The 18851-nt window shown below is 66.5% G+C and carries 20 protein-coding genes; 14 read left to right on the top strand and 6 right to left on the bottom strand.

The genetic code is table 11. The features are described from left to right. Positions 1-207: 207 nt before the first annotated feature. The gene (locus tag SM753_RS16055; RefSeq protein ID WP_138797325.1) at positions 208-549 is read left to right on the top strand and encodes a hypothetical protein; all 342 of its coding nucleotides are present in this window, start codon (positions 208-210) and stop codon (positions 547-549) included. Positions 550-580: 31 nt separating this feature from the next. On the opposite strand, the gene dph2 is transcribed toward SM753_RS16055, so the two are convergent. The 3 genes from dph2 to SM753_RS16040 form a co-directional block, all read right to left on the bottom strand. Continuing rightward, complete coding sequence (gene dph2 / locus SM753_RS16050; RefSeq protein WP_135535422.1) at positions 581-1618, bottom strand: diphthamide biosynthesis enzyme Dph2; 1038 nt, start codon at positions 1616-1618, stop codon at positions 581-583. Between the two features lie 45 nt (positions 1619-1663). Continuing rightward, complete coding sequence (locus SM753_RS16045; RefSeq protein ID WP_138797323.1) at positions 1664-2263, bottom strand: hypothetical protein; 600 nt, start codon at positions 2261-2263, stop codon at positions 1664-1666. A gap of 191 nt (positions 2264-2454) precedes the next feature. Continuing rightward, a complete protein-coding gene (locus SM753_RS16040; RefSeq protein WP_323192374.1) occupies positions 2455-3438 on the bottom strand; it encodes a DMT family transporter in 984 nt (327 codons plus the stop codon). 284 nt (positions 3439-3722) lie between these two features. On the opposite strand from SM753_RS16040, the gene SM753_RS16035 reads away from it, so the two are divergent. The 3 genes from SM753_RS16035 to menD all read left to right on the top strand — a co-directional run bounded on the left by SM753_RS16035 (position 3723) and on the right by menD (position 7335). After that, positions 3723-4115 carry a YlbF family regulator gene (locus tag SM753_RS16035; RefSeq protein ID WP_323192373.1) on the top strand — a complete coding sequence of 131 codons (393 nt, stop codon included), beginning with the start codon at positions 3723-3725 and terminating at the stop codon, positions 4113-4115. A 75-nt stretch (positions 4116-4190) separates the two neighbouring features. Next, on the top strand, positions 4191-5585 hold the full coding sequence (locus SM753_RS16030; RefSeq protein WP_323192372.1) for an isochorismate synthase: 1395 nt from the start codon (positions 4191-4193) through the stop codon (positions 5583-5585). Between the two features lies 1 nt (position 5586). Beyond that, a complete protein-coding gene (gene menD / locus SM753_RS16025; RefSeq protein ID WP_323192371.1) occupies positions 5587-7335 on the top strand; it encodes a 2-succinyl-5-enolpyruvyl-6-hydroxy-3-cyclohexene-1-carboxylic-acid synthase in 1749 nt (582 codons plus the stop codon). A gap of 98 nt (positions 7336-7433) precedes the next feature. On the opposite strand, the gene SM753_RS16020 is transcribed toward menD, so the two are convergent. Then, on the bottom strand, positions 7434-8303 hold the full coding sequence (locus SM753_RS16020; RefSeq protein WP_323192370.1) for a DnaJ domain-containing protein: 870 nt from the start codon (positions 8301-8303) through the stop codon (positions 7434-7436). A 100-nt stretch (positions 8304-8403) separates the two neighbouring features. On the opposite strand from SM753_RS16020, the gene SM753_RS16015 reads away from it, so the two are divergent. The 7 genes from SM753_RS16015 (at position 8404) to SM753_RS15985 (ending at position 14984) form a co-directional block, all read left to right on the top strand. After that, complete coding sequence (locus SM753_RS16015) at positions 8404-9291, top strand: 1,4-dihydroxy-2-naphthoyl-CoA synthase (RefSeq protein WP_135535428.1); 888 nt, start codon at positions 8404-8406, stop codon at positions 9289-9291. Between the two features lie 304 nt (positions 9292-9595). Continuing rightward, positions 9596-10543, top strand: coding sequence for a 1,4-dihydroxy-2-naphthoate polyprenyltransferase (locus SM753_RS16010; RefSeq protein ID WP_323192369.1), 948 nt, complete (start codon positions 9596-9598; stop codon positions 10541-10543). Continuing rightward, complete coding sequence (locus tag SM753_RS16005) at positions 10543-11574, top strand: o-succinylbenzoate synthase (RefSeq protein ID WP_323192368.1); 1032 nt, start codon at positions 10543-10545, stop codon at positions 11572-11574. The genes SM753_RS16010 and SM753_RS16005 overlap by 1 nt, the downstream gene beginning before the upstream one ends. Positions 11575-11663: 89 nt before the next feature. Next, on the top strand, positions 11664-13136 hold the full coding sequence (gene menE / locus SM753_RS16000; protein ID WP_369335370.1) for an o-succinylbenzoate--CoA ligase: 1473 nt from the start codon (positions 11664-11666) through the stop codon (positions 13134-13136). A gap of 39 nt (positions 13137-13175) precedes the next feature. Continuing rightward, complete coding sequence (locus SM753_RS15995) at positions 13176-13778, top strand: DJ-1/PfpI family protein (RefSeq protein WP_323192366.1); 603 nt, start codon at positions 13176-13178, stop codon at positions 13776-13778. Between the two features lie 41 nt (positions 13779-13819). Continuing rightward, positions 13820-14566 carry an NRDE family protein gene (locus SM753_RS15990; protein ID WP_323192365.1) on the top strand — a complete coding sequence of 249 codons (747 nt, stop codon included), beginning with the start codon at positions 13820-13822 and terminating at the stop codon, positions 14564-14566. A gap of 67 nt (positions 14567-14633) precedes the next feature. Beyond that, entirely contained in the window at positions 14634-14984 is a 351-nt protein-coding gene (locus tag SM753_RS15985) for a MarR family transcriptional regulator (RefSeq protein ID WP_135535434.1), read from the top strand. A gap of 191 nt (positions 14985-15175) precedes the next feature. On the opposite strand, the gene SM753_RS15980 is transcribed toward SM753_RS15985, so the two are convergent. Beyond that, positions 15176-15868 (bottom strand): hypothetical protein, encoded by a 693-nt coding sequence (locus SM753_RS15980; protein ID WP_323192364.1) that lies wholly within the window; start codon positions 15866-15868, stop codon positions 15176-15178. A 159-nt stretch (positions 15869-16027) separates the two neighbouring features. On the opposite strand from SM753_RS15980, the gene SM753_RS15975 reads away from it, so the two are divergent. The 3 genes from SM753_RS15975 to SM753_RS15965 all read left to right on the top strand — a co-directional run bounded on the left by SM753_RS15975 (position 16028) and on the right by SM753_RS15965 (position 16960). Beyond that, positions 16028-16438 (top strand): transcriptional regulator, encoded by a 411-nt coding sequence (locus SM753_RS15975; RefSeq protein ID WP_323192363.1) that lies wholly within the window; start codon positions 16028-16030, stop codon positions 16436-16438. An 88-nt stretch (positions 16439-16526) separates the two neighbouring features. Further along, entirely contained in the window at positions 16527-16682 is a 156-nt protein-coding gene (locus SM753_RS15970) for a hypothetical protein (RefSeq protein WP_168192948.1), read from the top strand. A gap of 98 nt (positions 16683-16780) precedes the next feature. After that, positions 16781-16960: a hypothetical protein gene (locus tag SM753_RS15965; protein WP_135535436.1), complete on the top strand. Its 180-nt coding sequence runs from the start codon at positions 16781-16783 to the stop codon at positions 16958-16960. 18 nt (positions 16961-16978) lie between these two features. Here SM753_RS15965 and SM753_RS15960 read toward each other — a convergent pair whose 3' ends face one another. Next, positions 16979-18817, bottom strand: coding sequence for a formate/nitrite transporter family protein (locus SM753_RS15960; RefSeq protein ID WP_323192362.1), 1839 nt, complete (start codon positions 18815-18817; stop codon positions 16979-16981). Positions 18818-18851: the final 34 nt, after the last annotated feature.

Genomic DNA, 18851 nt, shown 5'->3' with positions numbered 1-18851 from the left:
AGAGGACCTCGACGCATCCGAGAACGTTCGTCGTGGCGACGCTCTCGAATTCGACACTGACGAGTTTCCGGACAGCGACGGAAATTCGGCTATGGCTTCGACCACTCGTACTGCCTGGTGTTCGAGAACGAGGTGTGAGCGGACGGCGAAGGCGCTCCGGGACGGACGGTCCAGACATTGAAATAGAACTCCGCGGTAGGATCCAGCGTGGCCGAGTTCGAAGAGATCTGGCCCGACCTCGTGAACCACGCGAGAACGGCCGAGTTCGTGCGCCCCTTCGACCGCGGTAAGCGGCGCGAACTCGCCTACGATGCCGAACGGGAGGCCGTCGTCTTCGAGAACGGTCGGACCGACCTGATCTTCCGGAAGAACTGGCGGCGCGCGTGGGAGGAACTCCGGCGGAACGGGGTGCTGTCGGTAGCGAAGTTCAGCGGGGCCGCGGGCACCGCCCGCGCAGAACTCGCGCTACCGTTTCTCGCGGACGCTCTCGACCTGCCGGCCGACCGCGACAGCCGGCGGATACAGCTGTCCGAGAGATACGAAAGATAGAGAAAAGCGACGCGGAACTACGAGTCGTCGCTCACCAGGTGCCGTGGAACGTGTCGAACGATAGCTCGTCCAGCGGCTTGTTGCCGACCGCTATCTCGTACTCGCCGGGCGTCAGCATCGGCTTGTGGAACTGCGGACCGTCGTCGGTCGTGATACGCGGGCATCCCGTGTTGACGAAGGCGTCCATGTCGAAGTTGCGCAGTCTGTCGGGCGTCACCTCGTCCATCGTGATGAGGTAGGCGTTTTCGTTGTCGTCGAGGATGTCCTGAGCCTGTTCCCAGCGGCCCTGTCCGATCTTCGTGCAGTATATGACGCCCCACTTTTCGGCGTCCATCGCGCGGTGGACCGCGCCGTAGCGCTGTTTCATGAACTTCTCCGTGTCCGCGACGGTGACGACGTTGTTGACCGGGTCACCGATGACGACTTTCTTGTCGGGATGCTCCATCGCCAGGCCGAGGGGGTGGAACTTGCCACCGCCGACGTAGAGGATCTGGTCGGCGTCGACCTGCGCAGAGGCGTAGTTACAGCCGAGAACCTGGCCCTCGTGGGTGAGACGGTCGTCGCCGCGCCGGGTGTGGACCTCGTAGCCGCGTTCCTCCAGCCACTCCTTCATGTCCTCGAACTGGTTCATGTGCTGGGCCGTGGTGACGAGGCCGACCTCGTCCTCGGGTAGTTCTTCGAGCGCGTCCTCCATGATCGGGAACACGTCGACGTTAGAGAACAGCGGAACGTAGATCACCTTGTCCGTGTTCTTCATCGGGCTGTGGCCGAAGTGGACGAACACGTCGGTCCGTTTCATCAGGAAGGTGTCGAGGTCGCAGGCCCCGTAGCAGGGCTGGCCCGACAGCATGACGGTGACGTCGTCGCCGACGAGTTCGCGGATGTCGTCTGCGACCCGCGGACCGCGGCGCTTCAGTCCCTCGGGGAACTGAAGCCCGACTTTCTTCGCGCCTTTCTCTTCGACTTGCTCGACGATGCGGTCGAGTTCGTAGTCCCACTCCCGGTCGTGTTTGAGCGACATCCCGGTGTTTCGGAGGTCTCCCTCGGAAAACTCAGACTCCTGGCTCATTGAACCGTCTTAGCCACCGAGGCCGTTTAACGGCGACGCTTCGTGTTATGCCGAACTGCCCCCGCCGTTACCGGTTCGCTCGGCCTCGAAATCCTCGAACTCCGTGCGGCGGAAGGCGGCCCGGTAATCCGCCGCATCGAACTCGGCCAGGTGTTCGGTCGCGGCGTTCTGGGCGACCGTCCAGGCGGCTCTGGCGGGTTCGACCGCGCCGGCGGTGCCGGGGACGGACGACGAGACGATCTCGTTCACGGCGGCCCGCGTCGCCGCGACTTCTGGAAGCGCTTCGAGCGCGTCGGCGTACGCCAGGCGACGGTCGAACCGTTCGAGCGTCTTCAGCACCCGAGCGGGAGAGAGCGGTTCTACGAGGACAGCATCGACGGGCAAAGAATGTGCTGTGGGCGACGACGGTGGGTCGCGGACGACCGCCGCGATCCGACAGTCGTCGTCGACGGACGAGGTGAGAGCGTCGAGCGATGTCGACGGCGGGCGATGGTCGACGATAGCGGCGTCCGGGTCGGCGTCGCGCGGGACCGCCGCGGGGCCAGTCGTCGTCGACACCCGATACTCGTCTCGCAACCACTCCCGGACCCGTTCGACGAGCGGACGGGGACCTGCAAGAAAGACGGAGTCCACTTCGCGGGGCATGACGTATCCTCGGCGTCCTTCGCCTATGAACCCGAGTGATCGTTTAAACGGTTCAAACGCTACATTCGGCGGAAAACACGCGCAGAGACAGCGGAAAACAGCCGACAGTACGACGAACGATCAGCGCACGGCGGACGAGCAGGACTCGATAGACGATTAACGCACGTCGTCTGCGATTAGGGGTACGGGAACTACTCCGCGTCTTTCAGGTAGGCGTTTCCGTCGACGACCACGGTTCCGGTCCCGCCGGAGGAACGGCGAGGCGTCGAGTCGGACTTGGAGACGATGCGGCGGATAGACCCGCGTTTCATGGCCGCGAACCCGCAGACGATCACGCCGAACCCGGCGATTGTCGCCGCATTGATCGTCTCTCCGAGGGCGAACCAGCCGACGACGGCGGCGATGGCGGGCGTCACGTAGTTGACGAGGCTCGTCTCGTTAGGGCCAAGTCGCTCCAGCAGGTCGAAGTAGATCATCAGTCCGCCCGCGCCGGCGACGACTGCGAGATACAACAGCCCGGCGACGACCGTCGGCGTCCACGTGGCATCGGCGAAGGACTCGCCCGACAGCGCGCTGATCCCGTGTAGTATTCCCGCGCCGATACCCATCATCCAGGCCTGCGTCGGAACGGCGGGCAGTGCGACGGTGAACCGTCGGGTCAGCACGGACCCGAGCGCGAAACTGACGGCCGCGAGGAACAAGATCCCGACGCCGACGAGCTGTCCGTTCAGCGTGGACGGGGTCGGCTGAGCGACGATGGCGACGCCCAGCAGGCCCAGCAGTACACCGACGAACCCGGTTCGCGACAGTTTCTCGCCGGGCAGTAACAGGTACGCGAAAAGCGGCGTCACGACCGGCGTCAGGCTCAACACGATGGCGGCGATCGCGCTCGTCACGTACTGCTGTCCGATGAACAGCAGAGCGAAGTGCAGTCCGATGACTAAGGTCCCGCCGACGCTGACGAGTTTCCACTCGCTGGCCGTTCGCGGTATCCATCGGTCGGCACTGTAGGCCGCGTAGGCGAGCACGACGAGCGCGGCGATGTCGTACCGCATCGCCGCGAAAAGCACCGGCGGCAGCGATGCCAGACCGACTTCGATCGCAACGAACGACGAGCCCCAGACGACGGCGAGGGCGATAAATGCCCCAACATTTCTGAATTCGTATATATTCATTGTACATCCCTCCAGCAGTAGATGCCGAGGATATCACTACTTATTGCCCCTGAAACATCAATATTCTCGAAGTATCGTTACCGTACCACACAGTAACAAAGTGGTGTTTTCCTCACTGGAACGGAATATTTCTCGTGATCGTCCGTGGGGTTCCGAAGGTGCTCCGGCAGATACCGTCAGTCCCGAGAGATAGCGGCCGTCAATCGGGAGGTTCTCCATTGTCACGCCCGCAGGAAACGACTGACACCGGCAAACCTAACACTGTCCGAACCTGATCTCACGGTATGAGCATCGAGATAGACGCGGGTGAAGACGAGGTTGACGTCGAAGAACTCGGCCGCGAACTCGGTGAAACCATCGCCGAGATGCCCGAGTACCGGGCGTTCGAGGAAGCCAAGAAAGCGGTCGAGCGATCCGAAGAGGCGCAGGCGAAAATAGAGGAGTTCGAGCAGATCCGGCAGGACTTCATGCTCGCTCGCCAGACTGGCGACGCGACTCAGGAGGACCTCCGGGAGGTCCAGGAGGCCCAGCAGGAACTCCACAGTGTCCCGGTCATGTCCGAGTATCTGGACACGCAGAACGAACTCGACGCCCGTCTCGAAGCGGTCAACGAGGCCATCTCGGAACCGCTTTCGGTCGATTTCGGCGAAGAGGCCGGCGGTTGCTGTCAGGACTAGCGAACGGCATTCGCTTGGTGAGGAGTCTCCCACGAAAAGACAGGCTGAAGGGATCAGGATTCACAGGTTCACGGTATGGAGATCCTGCGCAGTGGGGCGTGGGCGGACGCGCCCGGCGAGCCGTCGCTTCTGACGCGGAGTCGAGAGATCCCCGACGTCTCGTTTCGGGCGATACTCGACGCGTTCGACAGCCCCCGAGCAGTGTGGACCGCCCCGGATGAGCCGGCGGTCGTGGGTTGTGGGGCCGTGGCGGCGATCACAGTCGACGGCGGCGAGGAGAACCGGTTCGACGCGGTCCGCGACGGCGCGGACGACCTGTTCGCCGCGTTCGACACTGGGGCCCCGACTTCGGCGGCCCGTCCCCGCCTGTTCGGCGGGTTCGCGTTCCACGACGATCACGAGCCGGCACCGCCGTGGGAGGGCTTTCCTTCCGGTTACTTCTTTCTCCCGCGCGTACAGGTCGCACGGACCGACGAGAACGTCCAGTTGACGGTCAACGCGGTCGCTCCCGAGGGCACGGACGCAGTTGAGGACGACATCGACGCCGTCGCTGAGACGATACGGGAACTACCGGCGCAGGGGCCGGTCAGGGACCCGCCGGGCGTCACGGACCGGCGGGCGACGACATCACGGGGTGCGTGGCGCGACCAGATCGGCTCGGCCCTGGAGCGTATCGGACGCGGCGGCCTGACGAAGGTCGTCCTCGCGCAGGCCCTCGAAGTCACTCTGGCGGACGAACTGTCCGTGCCGGACGCTCTCGCACGCCTGCGGTCGACGTATCCGGACTGCTATCGGTTCATGATCGACTGTACGGGACGCGACGACGCGAACGACGAAACGCGGTCCGACACCGTCGGGCGGTCCGGCCCTACGCTCTTCGGTGCGACGCCCGAACGGCTCGTCTCGCTCAGCGGGCGACAGATCCGGACGGAGGGCCTCGCCGGGTCGACCGGCCGCGGCGATACGCCCGAGGAAGACGAGTGGCTCGCTCAGGAACTGCTAGAGAGCGAGAAGGACATCCACGAACACGACCTCGTCGTCGACGCCGTCAGAGACCAGTTAGCGCCCTTCGCCGACTCGGTTCGGACCGGCCAGCGAACCGTTCGAAAGCTCGACACCGTCCAGCACCTCCAGACGCCGATAGCTGCCGAACTGACCGACGTCGAGCACGTCCTCGGTCTCGTCGAAGCGTTGCATCCGACGCCCGCAGTCGGCGGGTTGCCGCCGGACCTCGCCTGGCGGACGATCCGCGAGACGGAGACGTTCGACAGGGGGTGGTACGCCGCGCCAGTCGGCTGGTTCGACGCCGCGGGGAACGGCACCTTCGCCGTCGCCATCCGGTCCGCCGTCGCCGACGGGACGAACGCCACGCTGTTTGCCGGCGCGGGCATCGTGGCGGACAGCGACCCGGACCGCGAGTGGGACGAGGTACAACTGAAATACAGACCGATGCTCGACACCCTTGAGTAAGATGGACACCGCGGAACACAACGAGGCGTGGGCGGACGCGATAGTCGGCGAACTCGCCGCAGGCGGCGTGAACGCGGTGTGTATCGCTCCCGGTAGTCGGTCGACGCCGCTGACGATGGCGTTCGCACGGAACGAAGACGTTCGGGTGTACTCGCACCTGGACGAACGCTCCGCCGCGTTCTTCGCGCTGGGGCGGGCGAAGCGAACCGGAACCGTGACCCCGCTGGTCTGTACGTCGGGGACGGCCGCGGCGAACTTCCATCCCGCCGTCATCGAGGCGAGCCAGGCGCGGATTCCGCTGGTGCTGCTCACCGCCGACCGACCGCCGGAACTGCGCGAGAGCGGCGCGAACCAGACTATCGACCAGGAAAAGCTGTACGGCGACGCGGTTCGGTGGTATCAGGACCTCCCCGAACCGCGCGCCGAGGGGCGGACGCTTCGCTCTGTCCGGACCACCGCTGCGCGGGCGCTCGCGGCGGCGACCGGCACGCCGTCCGGACCGGTCCACCTCAACGTCCCCTTCAGCAAACGTCTGGAACCCCCCGAGGGAACCGACCACGTCGAGCGGCGGACGAGCGCGCCGGAACACCCGCACGTCCGGACGACGGCGGGAACGCCCGCCCTCGACGACGACGGCCTTCGGGATATCGCCCGCACCGTCGAGCGCGCCGACCGCGGACTCGTGGTCGCGGGCCCGGCAGACGACGCGACGCCCGACCCGACTGTCGTCGCCGAGTTCGCTGACGAGTTCGGTTTACCGGTCCTCGCCGACCCGCTGTCGGGAGTTCGGTACGGACCGCACGTCGCCGACGCGCCCGTCGTCGGCGGATACGACGGCTTCGTCGACGAGCGAGTGACCGGGTCGTGGCCGGACCCCGACCTCGTGGTCCGGTTCGGCGCGTCGCCGACGTCGAAGCCGCTCCGGAAGTATCTCGCCCGCGCCGACTGCCGCCAGTTACTGATCGACCCAGCCGGCGAGTGGCGCGAGGCGGAGTTCACCGCGACGGATCTGGTCGTCGCCGACCCGGAACCGACGCTCTCCCGTCTCATCGACGCCGCGGCCGCCGGCCACTCGGCCGGCGGCTCCGAGTGGCGCGAGCGCTTCGCCGACGCCGAGCGACGGTACTGGGACCGTATCGCCGACGAACGCGGCGAACAGTCGTTCGAAGGCGACGTGCTGGCGACGGTCGTCGAAGACGCGCCCGACCCCGCCACCGTGTTCGTCTCGAACAGCATGCCCGTTCGGGATCTGGACCGCTTCGGCCGCCCGCGAACGGCCGACCTCACCGTGCTCGCGAACCGCGGGGCGAGCGGTATCGACGGGGTCACGAGCACCGCACTCGGCGCGGGCAGTGCCGCTGACGACCCCCTCGTCCTCGTCACGGGCGACATCGCGTACTACCACGACATGAACGGTCTGCTCGCCGTCGGGCGCTGTGGGGTCGACGCCACTATCGTCGTGATCGACAACGACGGCGGCGGTATCTTCCACAAACTCCCGGTCGAGGAGTTCGACCCGCCCTTTACCGAGCAGTTCAAGACGCCTCACGGCCTCGACTTCGAGCCCTCGGCCGACCTCTACGGCCTCGAGTTCTCGCGCGTCAGCGACCGGGACGCCTTCCGAGACGCGTACAACGCCTCCCTCGACAGCGACGGGACGCAGGTGCTCGCCGTGGAGTTCGACGCCGAGGAGAGCCATCGGAACCGCGACGCGCTCCGCGACGCCGTCGTCGAGAGCCTGTCACGCTGACGGTCGCGTACTGATACTGTCGGACGGACCGTCGTGAGAGATTCGACACCGCTGTGTGGCGTGATTCTCCATGGGCTTTCGTCCGACGGTAAGACACCTCATCGCCGGAGCACCGTCGCCACCGCGAGCGAGTATCCGAACGGGATCCAGCACACGCCGAGCGCGAACAGCCCCGCGAGCGACAGAAAGTCGATAGGTAGCACCAGCAGGGCAAGCGGTGCGAGTACGCTCCAGACGCCGAACACGGTGGTTCCTATCGGCGGAACGGTGACCAGATACCCCGTGACGATAAGCGTACAGATGCCGACGACGAGTTTCACGATCAGCGGGAAGACGGGCGTCACCGACGAGAACACGAGAACGGGGTAGAGAAAGATCATCACGACGAGAAAGAGCACGCGCTCCTGCGTCAACGGGACGCTGACGCGGTCCTCCGTGACAACGTCGTCGTCCCAGTCGTGGACGGCGTAGCCCTCGGACTCGCCACCGGTCCGCTCGCGGTAGAACTCCTGACGACGTTGGGACTGTGACCGTGTTTCGCCTCGTTCGGCCGTGCGTTCGTCCGCAGAACCCCCGTTCCGCGACGACTCGCCCCACTCGGAACCACGGCCCCACTCGTCGTCCTCGTTGGCCGTCGTTCGTCCCCGCGACCGGCCGTACGGATCGGTTCGGTCGGCAGAGTCAGATCGGCTACTCGTCGTCCACGGTGACTGCTCTGCGCCCGCCGCGTTCTGACCCTGAACGCGCCGGATGTACGCCTCGTGGCCGAGTCGGTCGTACTGCTCCCGTTCGCTCTCGTCGCCGAGGACTTCCTCCGCGCGAACGACCCGTTTGAACCGGTCCCCGGCGTCGGGATCGTCGCTCACGTCCGGGTGGGTCGCCTTCACCTGCTCCCGGTACGCTGACTGGATCTCCTCGGGGGAAGCGTCGGGGGAAACACCGAGTACGTCGTAATACGTCTCTGCCATACGGGAACTTGGTAGACCGGTGTATCAGGTGAACTGACAAAAACCTCTCGACGGACGGACGGGAACCTATTTCTCTCTCCCGTCCGGAGTTCGAACACCGATGGTCTCGGAACTGTTCGACGAGGAGCGCTGGGAGCGAGTCGACGCCTTCGATTTCGAGGATATCACCTATCACCGGGCCGTCGACGCGGATGCCGTCCGCATCGCGTTCGACCGGCCCGAGGTTCGCAACGCCTTCCGTCCCGGAACGGTGGACGAACTGTACGACGCGCTGAAACATGCGAAACGCCAGACTGACGTGGGATGTGTCCTGCTGACCGGAAACGGCCCCTCGCCGAAGGACGGCGGGTGGGCGTTCTGCTCCGGCGGCGACCAGTCGATCCGCGGGGAGGACGGCTACCAGTACGAGGGAGACGAGAAGCGAGCGTCCGACACCGGACGCCTCCACATCCTCGAAGTCCAGCGGCTCATCCGTTTCATGCCGAAACCCGTCGTCGCCGTGGTCCCGGGGTGGGCGGTCGGCGGCGGCCACAGCCTCCACGTCATTTGCGACATGACGCTGGCGAGCGAGGACCACGCCGTCTTCAAACAGACCGACCCTGACGTGGCGAGTTTCGACGCCGGCTTCGGCTCGGCCTATCTCGCCAAGCAGGTCGGCCAGAAGAAGGCCCGAGAGGTGTTCTTCCTCGGGAAGAACTACGACGCCGAGGAAGCGGCCGAGATGGGAATGGTCAACGAGGCCGTCCCGCACGAGGACTTAGAAGCCACCGCGTTGGAGTGGGCCGAGACGATGGCGAGCAAGAGCCCCACCGCGATGCGCATGCTGAAGTTCGGATTCAACGCCACGGACGACGGCATGGTCGGCCAGCAGGTGTTCGCCGGCGAGGCCACTCGCCTCGGCTACATGACCGACGAAGCGAAGGAGGGCCGGGACGCCTTCAACGAGGGGCGGGACCCGGACTTCGACGACTACCCGTGGCACTACTAGGACGACCGTTTTCGCGGTCGGTGCGCCAGCGGCGCACCACTCTCTGCGAACGGGGTGAAGGCCCGTTCGCACGGCCCGGGCGATGAACCGTTCACTACGTCCGCGGATGCAGTTTTCGGGAATACAGTAGTCGCTGGAACGGTTCACATGCTGATCGCATCGGTGTCGTGCGATCAGGAGTGCGATGACTTTCAGTGACTACTGTAGCGGCTTCGCCGCCGTTTGCTCGTTCCGTTCCACCGCAGCGATCCGATTCTCTCCGCCAACCGCAGTCCATATGGCGTCGCTGTCCTAAGGCCAGGCAATGACAGGAGTCGCCAACGCGGCCGACGTCTCCCGGACGAAGGCGTGGCTGATGGCCGCTCGGCCGCAGACGTTACCCGCGGCGGCGGCACCGGTGCTGGTCGGGACCGGGCTAGCCGTCCGTGAGGGGCTGTTTGCGCCGCTCCCCGCGCTGATGGCGTTCGTCGGCGCGGCGCTGATTCAGGTCGGGACGAACTTCGCGAACGACTACTACGACGCCGTAAAAGGTGCCGACACGGACGACCGCGAGGGGTTCACCCGCGTCACCCAGTCGGGGATCATCGCACCGGAGCAGGTAAAGCGGGCGACGGCTATCACCTTCTCTCTCGCGATCCTGACGGGGACGTATCTCGTCTACGTCGGCGGCCTCCCGATACTCGTGATCGGGCTGCTTTCCGTCGCGAGCGGCGTCGCGTACACCGGTGGCCCGTACCCGCTCGGCTACTACGGCCTCGGCGACCTCTTCGTGTTCCTCTTTTTCGGTATCGTCGCCGTGACCGGGACGTTCTACGTGCAGGCGGCGCAGGTACTCGCCGATCCGCTCACCGTCGGAGTTCCGGCGGGAACGGTTTCCCTCACGGCGTTTCTCGCGAGCCTCCCAGTTGCGGGGATTTCGACGAACATTCTCGTGGTGAACAACGTCAGAGACATGGAAACGGACGCCGAAGCGGGCAAGACGACGCTGGCCGTCCTGATCGGCTACCGCTGGAGTCGCGTCGAGTTCATCGCGTTGCTCGCGCTCGCCTACGCCGTCCCGGTGTGGTTCTGGCTGAACGATTTCGGGCCGACCGTCTTGCTTCCGCTACTGACGCTCCCCTACGCGGCCGTGGTCGCCCGGACGGTCTGCACCGAGCGCTCCGGCGAGGCGCTCAACCCGGCGCTGGAGCGGACCGGCAAGTTGCTCGCGGCGCATTCGGCGCTGTTCGCGCTCGGAATGGTGGTCACCTGATGCGTCTGGAACGCCGGGAGTTCACGGTACCGCTCGCGCGACCGCTACGGACGGCACGCGGGGATATCACCGCCCGGGAAGGAGTCATCGTTCGACTCACAGACGGCGAGCGAATCGGCATCGGCGAGGCGACGCCGTTGCCGGGCTGGACCGAGTCCCTCGCGGAGTGCCACGAGGCGCTCGACCGAGCGGAGCAAGCGCTTGCGGAGGGATCTGGTGCCGCGTTGGCCGTCGCTGACAGTCCCGCCGCGAGACACGCGTTCTCGCTCGCACTCGCAGATCTGCGCGCGTCCCGGGCGGGGATACCGCTCTACCGCTATCTCGGCGGCGACGCGCCGGTTATGCAGGTGCCGGTCAACGCGACGGTCGGGGACGCGCCCCCGGAGGAGACCGCCCGCCGAGCGGGCGACGCCGTCGCCGACGGCTTCGAATGCGTGAAGGTCAAGGTCGGCGCTCGCCCGGTCGACGCGGACGCCGCCCGCATTCAGGCGGTCCGCGACGCGGTGGGTCCAGGCGTCGAACTCCGGGCCGACGCGAACGGTTCCTGGACGCACGATGCGGCCGAACGGGCGTTCGCACGGTTCGAACACGCGGGCGTCTCGTTCGTCGAGCAACCGCTGCCGGCGGACGACCTGGCGGGCCACGCGGCGCTTCGCGGAGGGCCGGTCGGCGTCGCGGTCGACGAGACGCTCGCCGCCCACAGCGTCGAATCCGTTCTCGACGCCGGGGCGGCGGACGTCCTGATCCTCAAACCGATGGCACTCGGCGGGGTCGACCGCGCCCGCGACGCCGCCCTCAGCGCCCGGAGCGCGGGACTCACACCGGTCGTCACGACGACAATAGACGCCGTCGTCGCTCGCACCGCAGCAGTCCATCTCACGGCGTCGCTGCCGGCGGTACCGCCGTGCGGCCTCGCGACCGCAGACTGGATCGAGGCGGACCTCACCGCGGACCCAGCCCCCGTCAGCGACGGCGCGGCACACGTCCCGCAACTGCCCGGAAACGGAACAACGGGGGCGTGGGCGCTGTGACCTGGACCCTCCGTGACCCGGTCTCTCTCCAGACCGCCGGCGCGTCAGACGCCACCCGACGCGGCGAATCGTTCGAGCCCGCGCTCGCTCTGGCTCACGAGGGCGAACCGGCCGTCGTCGTTCACGGGACCGGACAGACGTGGACGTACGCCGAACTGGATTCGGCGGTCGACGAAACCGCCGGCCGCCTCGCGGCGCTCGGCGTTCGCGAGGGCGACCACGTCGGCGTACTCATGCACACGCGGATGGCGTTCGTCCGCCTCGTCCACGCGACGGCCAGACTCGGCGCGACGCTCGTACCGCTGAACGCGCGCCTGACGGCCGCGGAACTCGACTCGCAGGTCGACCGCGCGGACCTGATGCTGCTTGTCTGCGAAAGCGACACGGAGACGACGGCAGTCGACGCCGCCGGCGACGTGCCGGTCGCTTCCGTTGACGCGCCGGCAACTGGCCGGAGCGAGGCTGAGGTCGGCGCATTCGCCGACGTCGACCCCGTGACGGTCACTCCCATCGAGCGCTCCCTCGACGACCGACAGTACGTCCTCTACACCTCGGGGACGACGGGACAACCGAAAGCCGTCTCCCTGACTGTCGGCAACATGCTGGCGAACGCGACGGCCTCAGCCTTCCGCCTCGGCGTCCTTCCACACGACCGTTGGTTCGACCCCCTTCCGATGTACCACATGGGCGGTCTGGCCCCCGTCGTGCGCTCGGCGCTGTACGGAACCACGGTCGTCATCCAGCGCGAGTTCGACGCCCGCGAGACGGCGGACGCCCTGAACGAGCGGGACGCAACGGGCATCTCGCTCGTTCCGACGATGCTCCGGCGGATGCTGGACGCCGGCGAAACCCTGTCCGACTCGCTCCGGTTCGTTCTGCTCGGCGGCGCACCCACGCCCGACGCGCTCATCGAGCGCTGCGGCGAGGCAGGTGTCCCGGTCTGTCCGACGTACGGGCTGACCGAAACCGCGTCCCAGCTAGCGACCGCTCGGCCCGACGAGGCGCTCGACCACCTCGGGACGGTCGGCCGCCCGCTCTCGATGACGGACGTGACCGTCGTCGGAGAGGACGGGGAGTCGCTACCGCCGCACGAATCGGGCGAACTCGTCGTTAGCGGTCCGACGGTGACGCCGGGATACTACGACGACCCGGACGAAACCGCCGCCGCGTTCGGGGAGCACGGCCTCCACACCGGCGACATCGGCTACGTCGACGAGGCGGGTCGGCTGCGAGTTCTCAACCGCCGCGAGGACCGGATCGTCACCGGCGGCGAGAACGTCGACCCCATCGAGGTGGCGAACGTGATCCGCGACCACCCCGACGTCCGCGACGTGGCCGTCGTCGGTCTCGACGACCCCGAGTGGGGCGAACGCGTCGCAGCGCTGGTCGCCCGAGAACCCGCCGCGGACGGCCTGTCACCGGACGCCATCCGCGACCACTGCGCGGGGCGTCTGACCGGGTACAAACACCCGTGGACGGTCGGGTTCGCCGATGAACTACCGCGGACGGCGTCGGGAACCGTCGACCGCGAGGCCGTCCGCGAGCGCCTCCGATACCGCTGACCCCGCTGTCGTTTTACGCGTCGCGGTCGTTGTACGAGCATGATCGACGTCTCGATCCTGCTGTTCGATGGCTTCGACGAACTCGACGCCGTCGCGCCGTACGAGGTGTTCACGACGGCCGACAAGATGGGCGGCCAGTTCGACGTCTCCTACGGTACCGGCGAAGTCGTCGACACGGTTACGGCGAGGCACGGCACACAGATAATCACCGACGGCGTCGTCGACGACCCGGACCTCCTCCTCGTCCCCGGCGGCGGCTGGAACTCGGACGGCGGCGTCAGGCAGGAGTTCGAGGACGGTGTCCTCCCGGACGTCATCGAGAGCCAGTATCGGGACGGGACGACGGTCGCCTCCGTCTGTACCGGCGCGCTGTTGCTCGCCAAAGCAGGCGTACTCGACGACTGTCCGGCGACGACTCATCACACGGCGACCGACGACCTGCGGGAGTTCACAACGCTACAGGAAGCCCGCGTTGTCGACACCGGCGACGTGATAACCGCCGGGGGGATCACGGCGGGGATCGACCTCTCGCTGTGGCTCGTCGAACGGTTCGCCGACCACGACCTCTCGGCGAACGTCGCTCTCGAACTCGAACACGACCGCAGCGACGACATCGTCGAGATCGACGTCAACCCCAGATAACCGAACGACGTTTTAAGCGGCATCAGCGCCTACGGTCTATCGTGTGCACGCTCACCCTCGCCTGGCGGGTCTTCGCGGACGCGCCGGTCGTCGTGGCCGCGAACCGCGATGAACTGGTCGGTCGTCCCTCGGAACCGCCGGCGGTCGTCGAATCGGACCCCCGGGTCGTCGCGCCGCGCGACGCCGAGGCCGGTGGGACGTGGATCGGCTACAACGAACACGGACTGCTGGTCGCCGTCACGAACCGCTGGACCGACGCCGACCTCGCCGGCGACCGCTCCCGCGGATTGCTCGTCCGCGACGCTCTCAGACACGACTCCGCCGAGGACGCCGCCCGCTTCGTCGAGCGCGAGGTAGAGGAAAACGAGTTCGACGGGTTCAATCTCGTCCTCGCCGACGATGCCGCGGCGTTGCTGTACGAGTGGGACGGCCATCTGGGGTTCTCGCGCCTCGAACCGGGCGTCCACGTCGTCGTCAACGTCGGTGCCGACGACGCCTTCGACGTTCCGGAGATTCGTCCCGACGCGGCTCGCGAGCAAGCCGCCAATGCCCGCGGTGTGCGGGCCGCGCTGACTCCGAAGCCGGGCGAGACGGCGGAGGCGTGGCTTGACCGCGCCGCGGACGTACTGTCAGACCACGAGTACGGCGTCTGCGTTCACGGAGACGGGTTCGGGACCCGTTCCTCGTCGCTGATCCTCCTCGGCGAGGCGGGTGCCCGCTACTGGTTTGCTGACGGGCCGCCCTGCAAGACGGACTACGGCGAGGTCGACCTCGAAGCGCATCTTTAAACAGGTTGGCACACGTTGTGGTGATCACAATGCTAGCCGCGACCGTCAACGTCCGGAGGTGGTCCGCGTGAGCGTCTCCGCGAGGGAAGAGGACCTGACCGAGGAGGAACGCGCAGCGCTCGAACTCGTCCGCGAGACGGGCGGCATCCACCAGAGCGAGTTCTGGAAGGAACTCGACGTCTCATCCCGGAAGGGGAGTCGCATCGCCGATTCCCTCGAAGAGCAGGGCCTCGTCGACCGAGAGGAGACCGTCTACGACGGGCACAACACCTACCTCATTTCGCCCACGGCGCGCGACCTGGAGTTCTCGCTGCTGATGGCCGGCGACATGCTCTCTCCGTTCATCGGCGAGGAGGAGGTCGACGCCAACAGCGACGCCTTCTCGCAGTGGATCATGAACCTCGCGTACGAGGAGTAACAACGACTACCGTTTTTCGCATCGGGTGCGCTCGCTCTGCTCACGCACCGCTCGGCCAAAAAATATCGATCAAAAAAGGCCGCTCGTTCGCTCCGTTCACTCGCGGATCTCCCGCTCGACGACGGCCTGCCCTTCCCCGGGTCGCGCGGCGCTCGCCGCCCCGCCTCGCGCCGCGCTCTCGGCCACGACGGTTATTCTATCTCCGCCACGCACTTCGCTAGGTCGTCCGTCGTCGTCCAGCGGTGGAGCCGTCCGGACTCGTCCAACATCTCGAATATCGGCGTCTGCATGCCACTGTACGGGCGTTCCGGGTCGGCGTCAGTGTCGAGATCGGTGGCGTCCAGACCGTCGTACTCGCGCTTGCAGACGTGCGTTTTCTCGAAGTACTCCTCGTCCGCGACGAACAGTCCCTGTTCGACGAGGAAGCCGCCGCCGTCGTGTTCCGCGACGCCGACGATGGTGTCGGCGTAGTCGGCGAGGATCCGGAACTTGAGGTACGTGTTCGTCCACTCGCGCCGGACGTCGACCATGAGGAAGGCGTACGTGTCGCGCCGGCGGTTCAGTCGGTCCTTGACGAACTGGAGGCGTCGGATCTCGGGGTCGCCGTAGCTCCCGAGGACGAAGTAGGAACTGTCGTGGGTGAATATCGGCGTCAGCTCAGCGACGGCGTGTTTGAGCTGCTCGTACTCCTCTGGGGTGAGCGAGCGGTCGTGGCGGTGGTCCTCGGCGTCGGCGATGACCTGAGCCGGCGCGGGCGATTCGTCGGCGGAGTCGCCGGCGGACGACTGGTCGTCATCCTCCGGTGATCCGGCTGGGTCAGGCGAACCGTGACCGTCGCGACCGCTGTCGTCGGGGGGACCGTTCGGCGGCTGGTCGTCTCGCATACGTCGGCGCGTCGAAGACCTGATACATAAGCGCACGCCACACGGTGAAAGTGGAATGAAGCGGAAGCTACACCGGTTCCCACTACGGTAACCAGTTTGGTTGCAACCAAACTGGATTTCACCACAATGGTTAAGGCCAATACGGAACAATACGTAGGTATGAGCCAACCCGACGCGGCTACCGGCGGGGTCGACCGGGAGCGCGAGCGCTTGCGCGTCGTCACGCAGGAGACCAGGTTCGCGCTCCTGCAGGACGTGCTGGGCCATCCCGAGCAACTGCCCACGCTGAAGGAACTCGATTACGTCAACCCGAGCAAGAGCGACTCCACCATCCGGGAGCATCTCGACGCGCTCGTCGAAGTCGGCGTCGTCGAGCGGGTCGAACTTCCGTCCGAGCGACGCAGTCGGGACCTCCCGCACGTCTTCTACGGAATCGCGGAGGACGGCCGGCAGTTCCTCGACCGCCACGGACTGCTCCGCGCGGAGGACTCTCTCAGAGAGGCGTACGACGCCGTGGAGAAGACCGACCGGATAGCGGCGTACGAGTCCGCGCCGCGCCCCGATCGGTGAGCGGCGGGACGCAGTCTCACCGCGCGGTGCGCGCCGACCGCGTTCCAGCAGGGGTTTCGACTAAGGAAATCGACGGCGTATTGGGCGTATGGGGTACAACACGACGCTCGGCTGGTCCCTGCTCTCCTCGGGTATCGTCACGCTGATACTGAAGATCCTTCCCGGTGATTCGATGTGGTGGGGGTTCCTGTTGCTGGCACTGGGGATAGCGGTGCTGTATCTCAGAGACGACAGGCGATTGTAGCGTCCGGATGCTGAAACACCGGCTCATGCTTGCGGTTTTCCACACGGTGGTAGCGAGTAGCACGCGGCCCTTATACCGCTCAAGCCCCTCACTTCCGTATGGACAACAGGATCGACGAACACGGCAGTAGCGAAGAGGCAGGTGACAACGGCTCGCCACCGAAGACGCCCTTTGCCGCGATGACGGAGAAGGCCGTGGCGGCCGCGGTGACTTTCGCCGCGACCGGAGCCGTGGTAATCGCGGTGCGGAAGATTCGCCGTCGACGCCGCAGCGCCTGATTCTCTCCCGAACGCTCGTTACCGCCGACCGAACAGTCGCTCGACGATGCTCCGGTCGGTCGGTCGCTCGACCAGCATCACAGAGCAGTCGACTTCTTCGAGAACGTCGAAATGTAACGACCCGCGAACGAGACGGGAGAGCAGGCCGCGCTCCGTCGCGCCGATCAGCATCAGCGTGTGGTCTTCGGCTTCGCGGGCGATCGCTTCCTCGACGTTTCCGGAATCGTCGACCGTGAGGACGGCGTCGCTGAGACCGTGGTCCGCGGCCCAGTCCGCGAGGAACTTCTCGCCGGCCTCGCGCTCGTCGGGGCCGTCGACGGCGTGCATGAGCGTGATCGCGGACCCGTCGGCCGACCGGAGCGTCCGTGCGACATCGGCACTCAGGTCGGAGTTGGGGTCGTCCACCGTCGGAACGAGGATCCGCGACGTGTCGACGTCGGTGTCTCTGATGACGAGGAAATCACAGGGGAGGCGGTTCGTGAGTTCGCTGAGCGGCCGCTCCGCCCGGGCGGCGTCCCACAGCCTGTCGTCGCCCCACCCCATCACGACGAGGTCGGCGCGGTCGCGCTCGGCGATGTGGAACACCTCCTCGAACGAGCGGTGCGAGACGACGGTCGAAGTCACGCAGTCGACGCCGTGGTCGCCGACCTGATCGTGGACACGCTCCATCAGAGCCTCGGACTCGGCGACTATCCGTTCGCTCTGTTGGCCGCTGAACCGAGACGTTCGCTGCGGTTTCTGGACGACGTGGACGGCGTGGACGACGGCGTCTTCCTTGTCTCCGGCGAGTTTGCAGGCGAGGTCTACAACGCCGGCTTCCGTCCGCGGGTTCGATATCGGCACCACGACGCGGTACGGCCCGTCGTCGGCCGGGGTCTCCTCGACGGTGTCGACCAGCGGGACGTACGACTTCCCGGCGAGGCCGCCGAACAGCCACTCGTTGACCGAGAGCTGCCGGTCCGCGCCGTGGAAGCGAGCGGAATCGATGCGCTCCTCGGTCGTCTGGAAGTAGTTGACGGCGGTCACGAGGACGACGCCGCCGAGCGTGTTACCGAGCAACACCGGCAGGACGAACTCCGTCAGGCCGACGAGAAGGGCAAGATCGCCGAGAAACACCAGATACGCCATCTCGGTGAACGAAACGACCGAGTGAAAGAGTCCGCCGAGCGGGATCGACAGGAATGCGATGTACACCACGACGAGGCGCGAGATGGTGTCGCGGGCGGCGTACTCCACCCAGACGACGCCGGCGACGATCAGGCCTGCGAAGGCGGCCTTCGAGAAGAGGGGCCACCATCCCGTCGCGATCCCTTTCTCGGCTATGTCCGCCGCCGCGGTCGCCGCCTCCGGCGAGAGCACCCCGCCGAAGGCGAGGGCGGCCGCGCCGAACGCGCCGCCGGTGAAGTTCCCGGCCAGCACGACGCCCCAGTTTCGCAACAGCGCCGGGATGCTCGCCAGCCGTTCGAGCGTCAGCGCCACCGGCGGCAGGGTCTGTTCGGTGTACAGCTGATAGCCGCCGATGATGATGTAGACGAACCCCAGCGGGTACAGCAAGGCGCTGAGGATGGGATGGCCGCCCGTCGAGGCCGTCAGCGAGACGAGAAGCAGGAAGGTGACGGTGATCGCGAACCCAGCGGCCAGACCGCTGAAGAACAGTTCGCGGTTGCCTGAAGTTATCTCCTCGTCCGCGGCGGCGACGATACGCTGAAACACCTCGTCGGACGAGAAGCGGTCCCGAACGACCCGTCCGGCGGCCGGAGCGCCGCTTCGCGACCGTTCGACGGCTTCCCGGACGCTCTCTTCGGGATCGGGGAGTTCCTCGTCGTGGAGACTCTCGTCGGGGTCAGAACCTGCCATTGGGGAGAGAAACCCCGTAGAGGAACTAAACGTT

It is taken from the genome of Halostella sp. PRR32, assembly GCF_034808085.1.
GTDB classification, from domain to species: Archaea; Halobacteriota; Halobacteria; order Halobacteriales; family Natronoarchaeaceae; genus Halostella; species Halostella pelagica.
Note: the sequence above shows the minus strand (reverse complement) of the source record. Positions and strands in the feature narration are given on the sequence as shown.

Bases quoted from the DNA above. Each gene is read 5' to 3' on its own strand.
- dph2 (WP_135535422.1), bottom strand. From the start codon at position 1,618: ATGAGCCAGGAGTCTGAGTTTTCCGAGGGAGACCTCCGAAACACCGGG.
- SM753_RS16045 (WP_138797323.1), bottom strand. From the start codon at position 2,263: ATGCCCCGCGAAGTGGACTCCGTCTTTCTTGCAGGTCCCCGTCCGCTC.
- SM753_RS16040 (WP_323192374.1), bottom strand. From the start codon at position 3,438: ATGAATATATACGAATTCAGAAATGTTGGGGCATTTATCGCCCTCGCC.
- SM753_RS16035 (WP_323192373.1), top strand. From the start codon at position 3,723: ATGAGCATCGAGATAGACGCGGGTGAAGACGAGGTTGACGTCGAAGAA.
- SM753_RS16030 (WP_323192372.1), top strand. From the start codon at position 4,191: ATGGAGATCCTGCGCAGTGGGGCGTGGGCGGACGCGCCCGGCGAGCCG.
- menD (WP_323192371.1), top strand. From the start codon at position 5,587: ATGGACACCGCGGAACACAACGAGGCGTGGGCGGACGCGATAGTCGGC.
- SM753_RS16020 (WP_323192370.1), bottom strand. From the start codon at position 8,303: ATGGCAGAGACGTATTACGACGTACTCGGTGTTTCCCCCGACGCTTCC.
- SM753_RS16015 (WP_135535428.1), top strand. From the start codon at position 8,404: ATGGTCTCGGAACTGTTCGACGAGGAGCGCTGGGAGCGAGTCGACGCC.
- SM753_RS16010 (WP_323192369.1), top strand. From the start codon at position 9,596: ATGACAGGAGTCGCCAACGCGGCCGACGTCTCCCGGACGAAGGCGTGG.
- SM753_RS16005 (WP_323192368.1), top strand. From the start codon at position 10,543: ATGCGTCTGGAACGCCGGGAGTTCACGGTACCGCTCGCGCGACCGCTA.
- SM753_RS15995 (WP_323192366.1), top strand. From the start codon at position 13,176: ATGATCGACGTCTCGATCCTGCTGTTCGATGGCTTCGACGAACTCGAC.
- SM753_RS15980 (WP_323192364.1), bottom strand. From the start codon at position 15,868: ATGCGAGACGACCAGCCGCCGAACGGTCCCCCCGACGACAGCGGTCGC.
- SM753_RS15975 (WP_323192363.1), top strand. From the start codon at position 16,028: ATGAGCCAACCCGACGCGGCTACCGGCGGGGTCGACCGGGAGCGCGAG.
- SM753_RS15970 (WP_168192948.1), top strand. From the start codon at position 16,527: ATGGGGTACAACACGACGCTCGGCTGGTCCCTGCTCTCCTCGGGTATC.
- SM753_RS15965 (WP_135535436.1), top strand. From the start codon at position 16,781: ATGGACAACAGGATCGACGAACACGGCAGTAGCGAAGAGGCAGGTGAC.
- SM753_RS15960 (WP_323192362.1), bottom strand. From the start codon at position 18,817: ATGGCAGGTTCTGACCCCGACGAGAGTCTCCACGACGAGGAACTCCCC.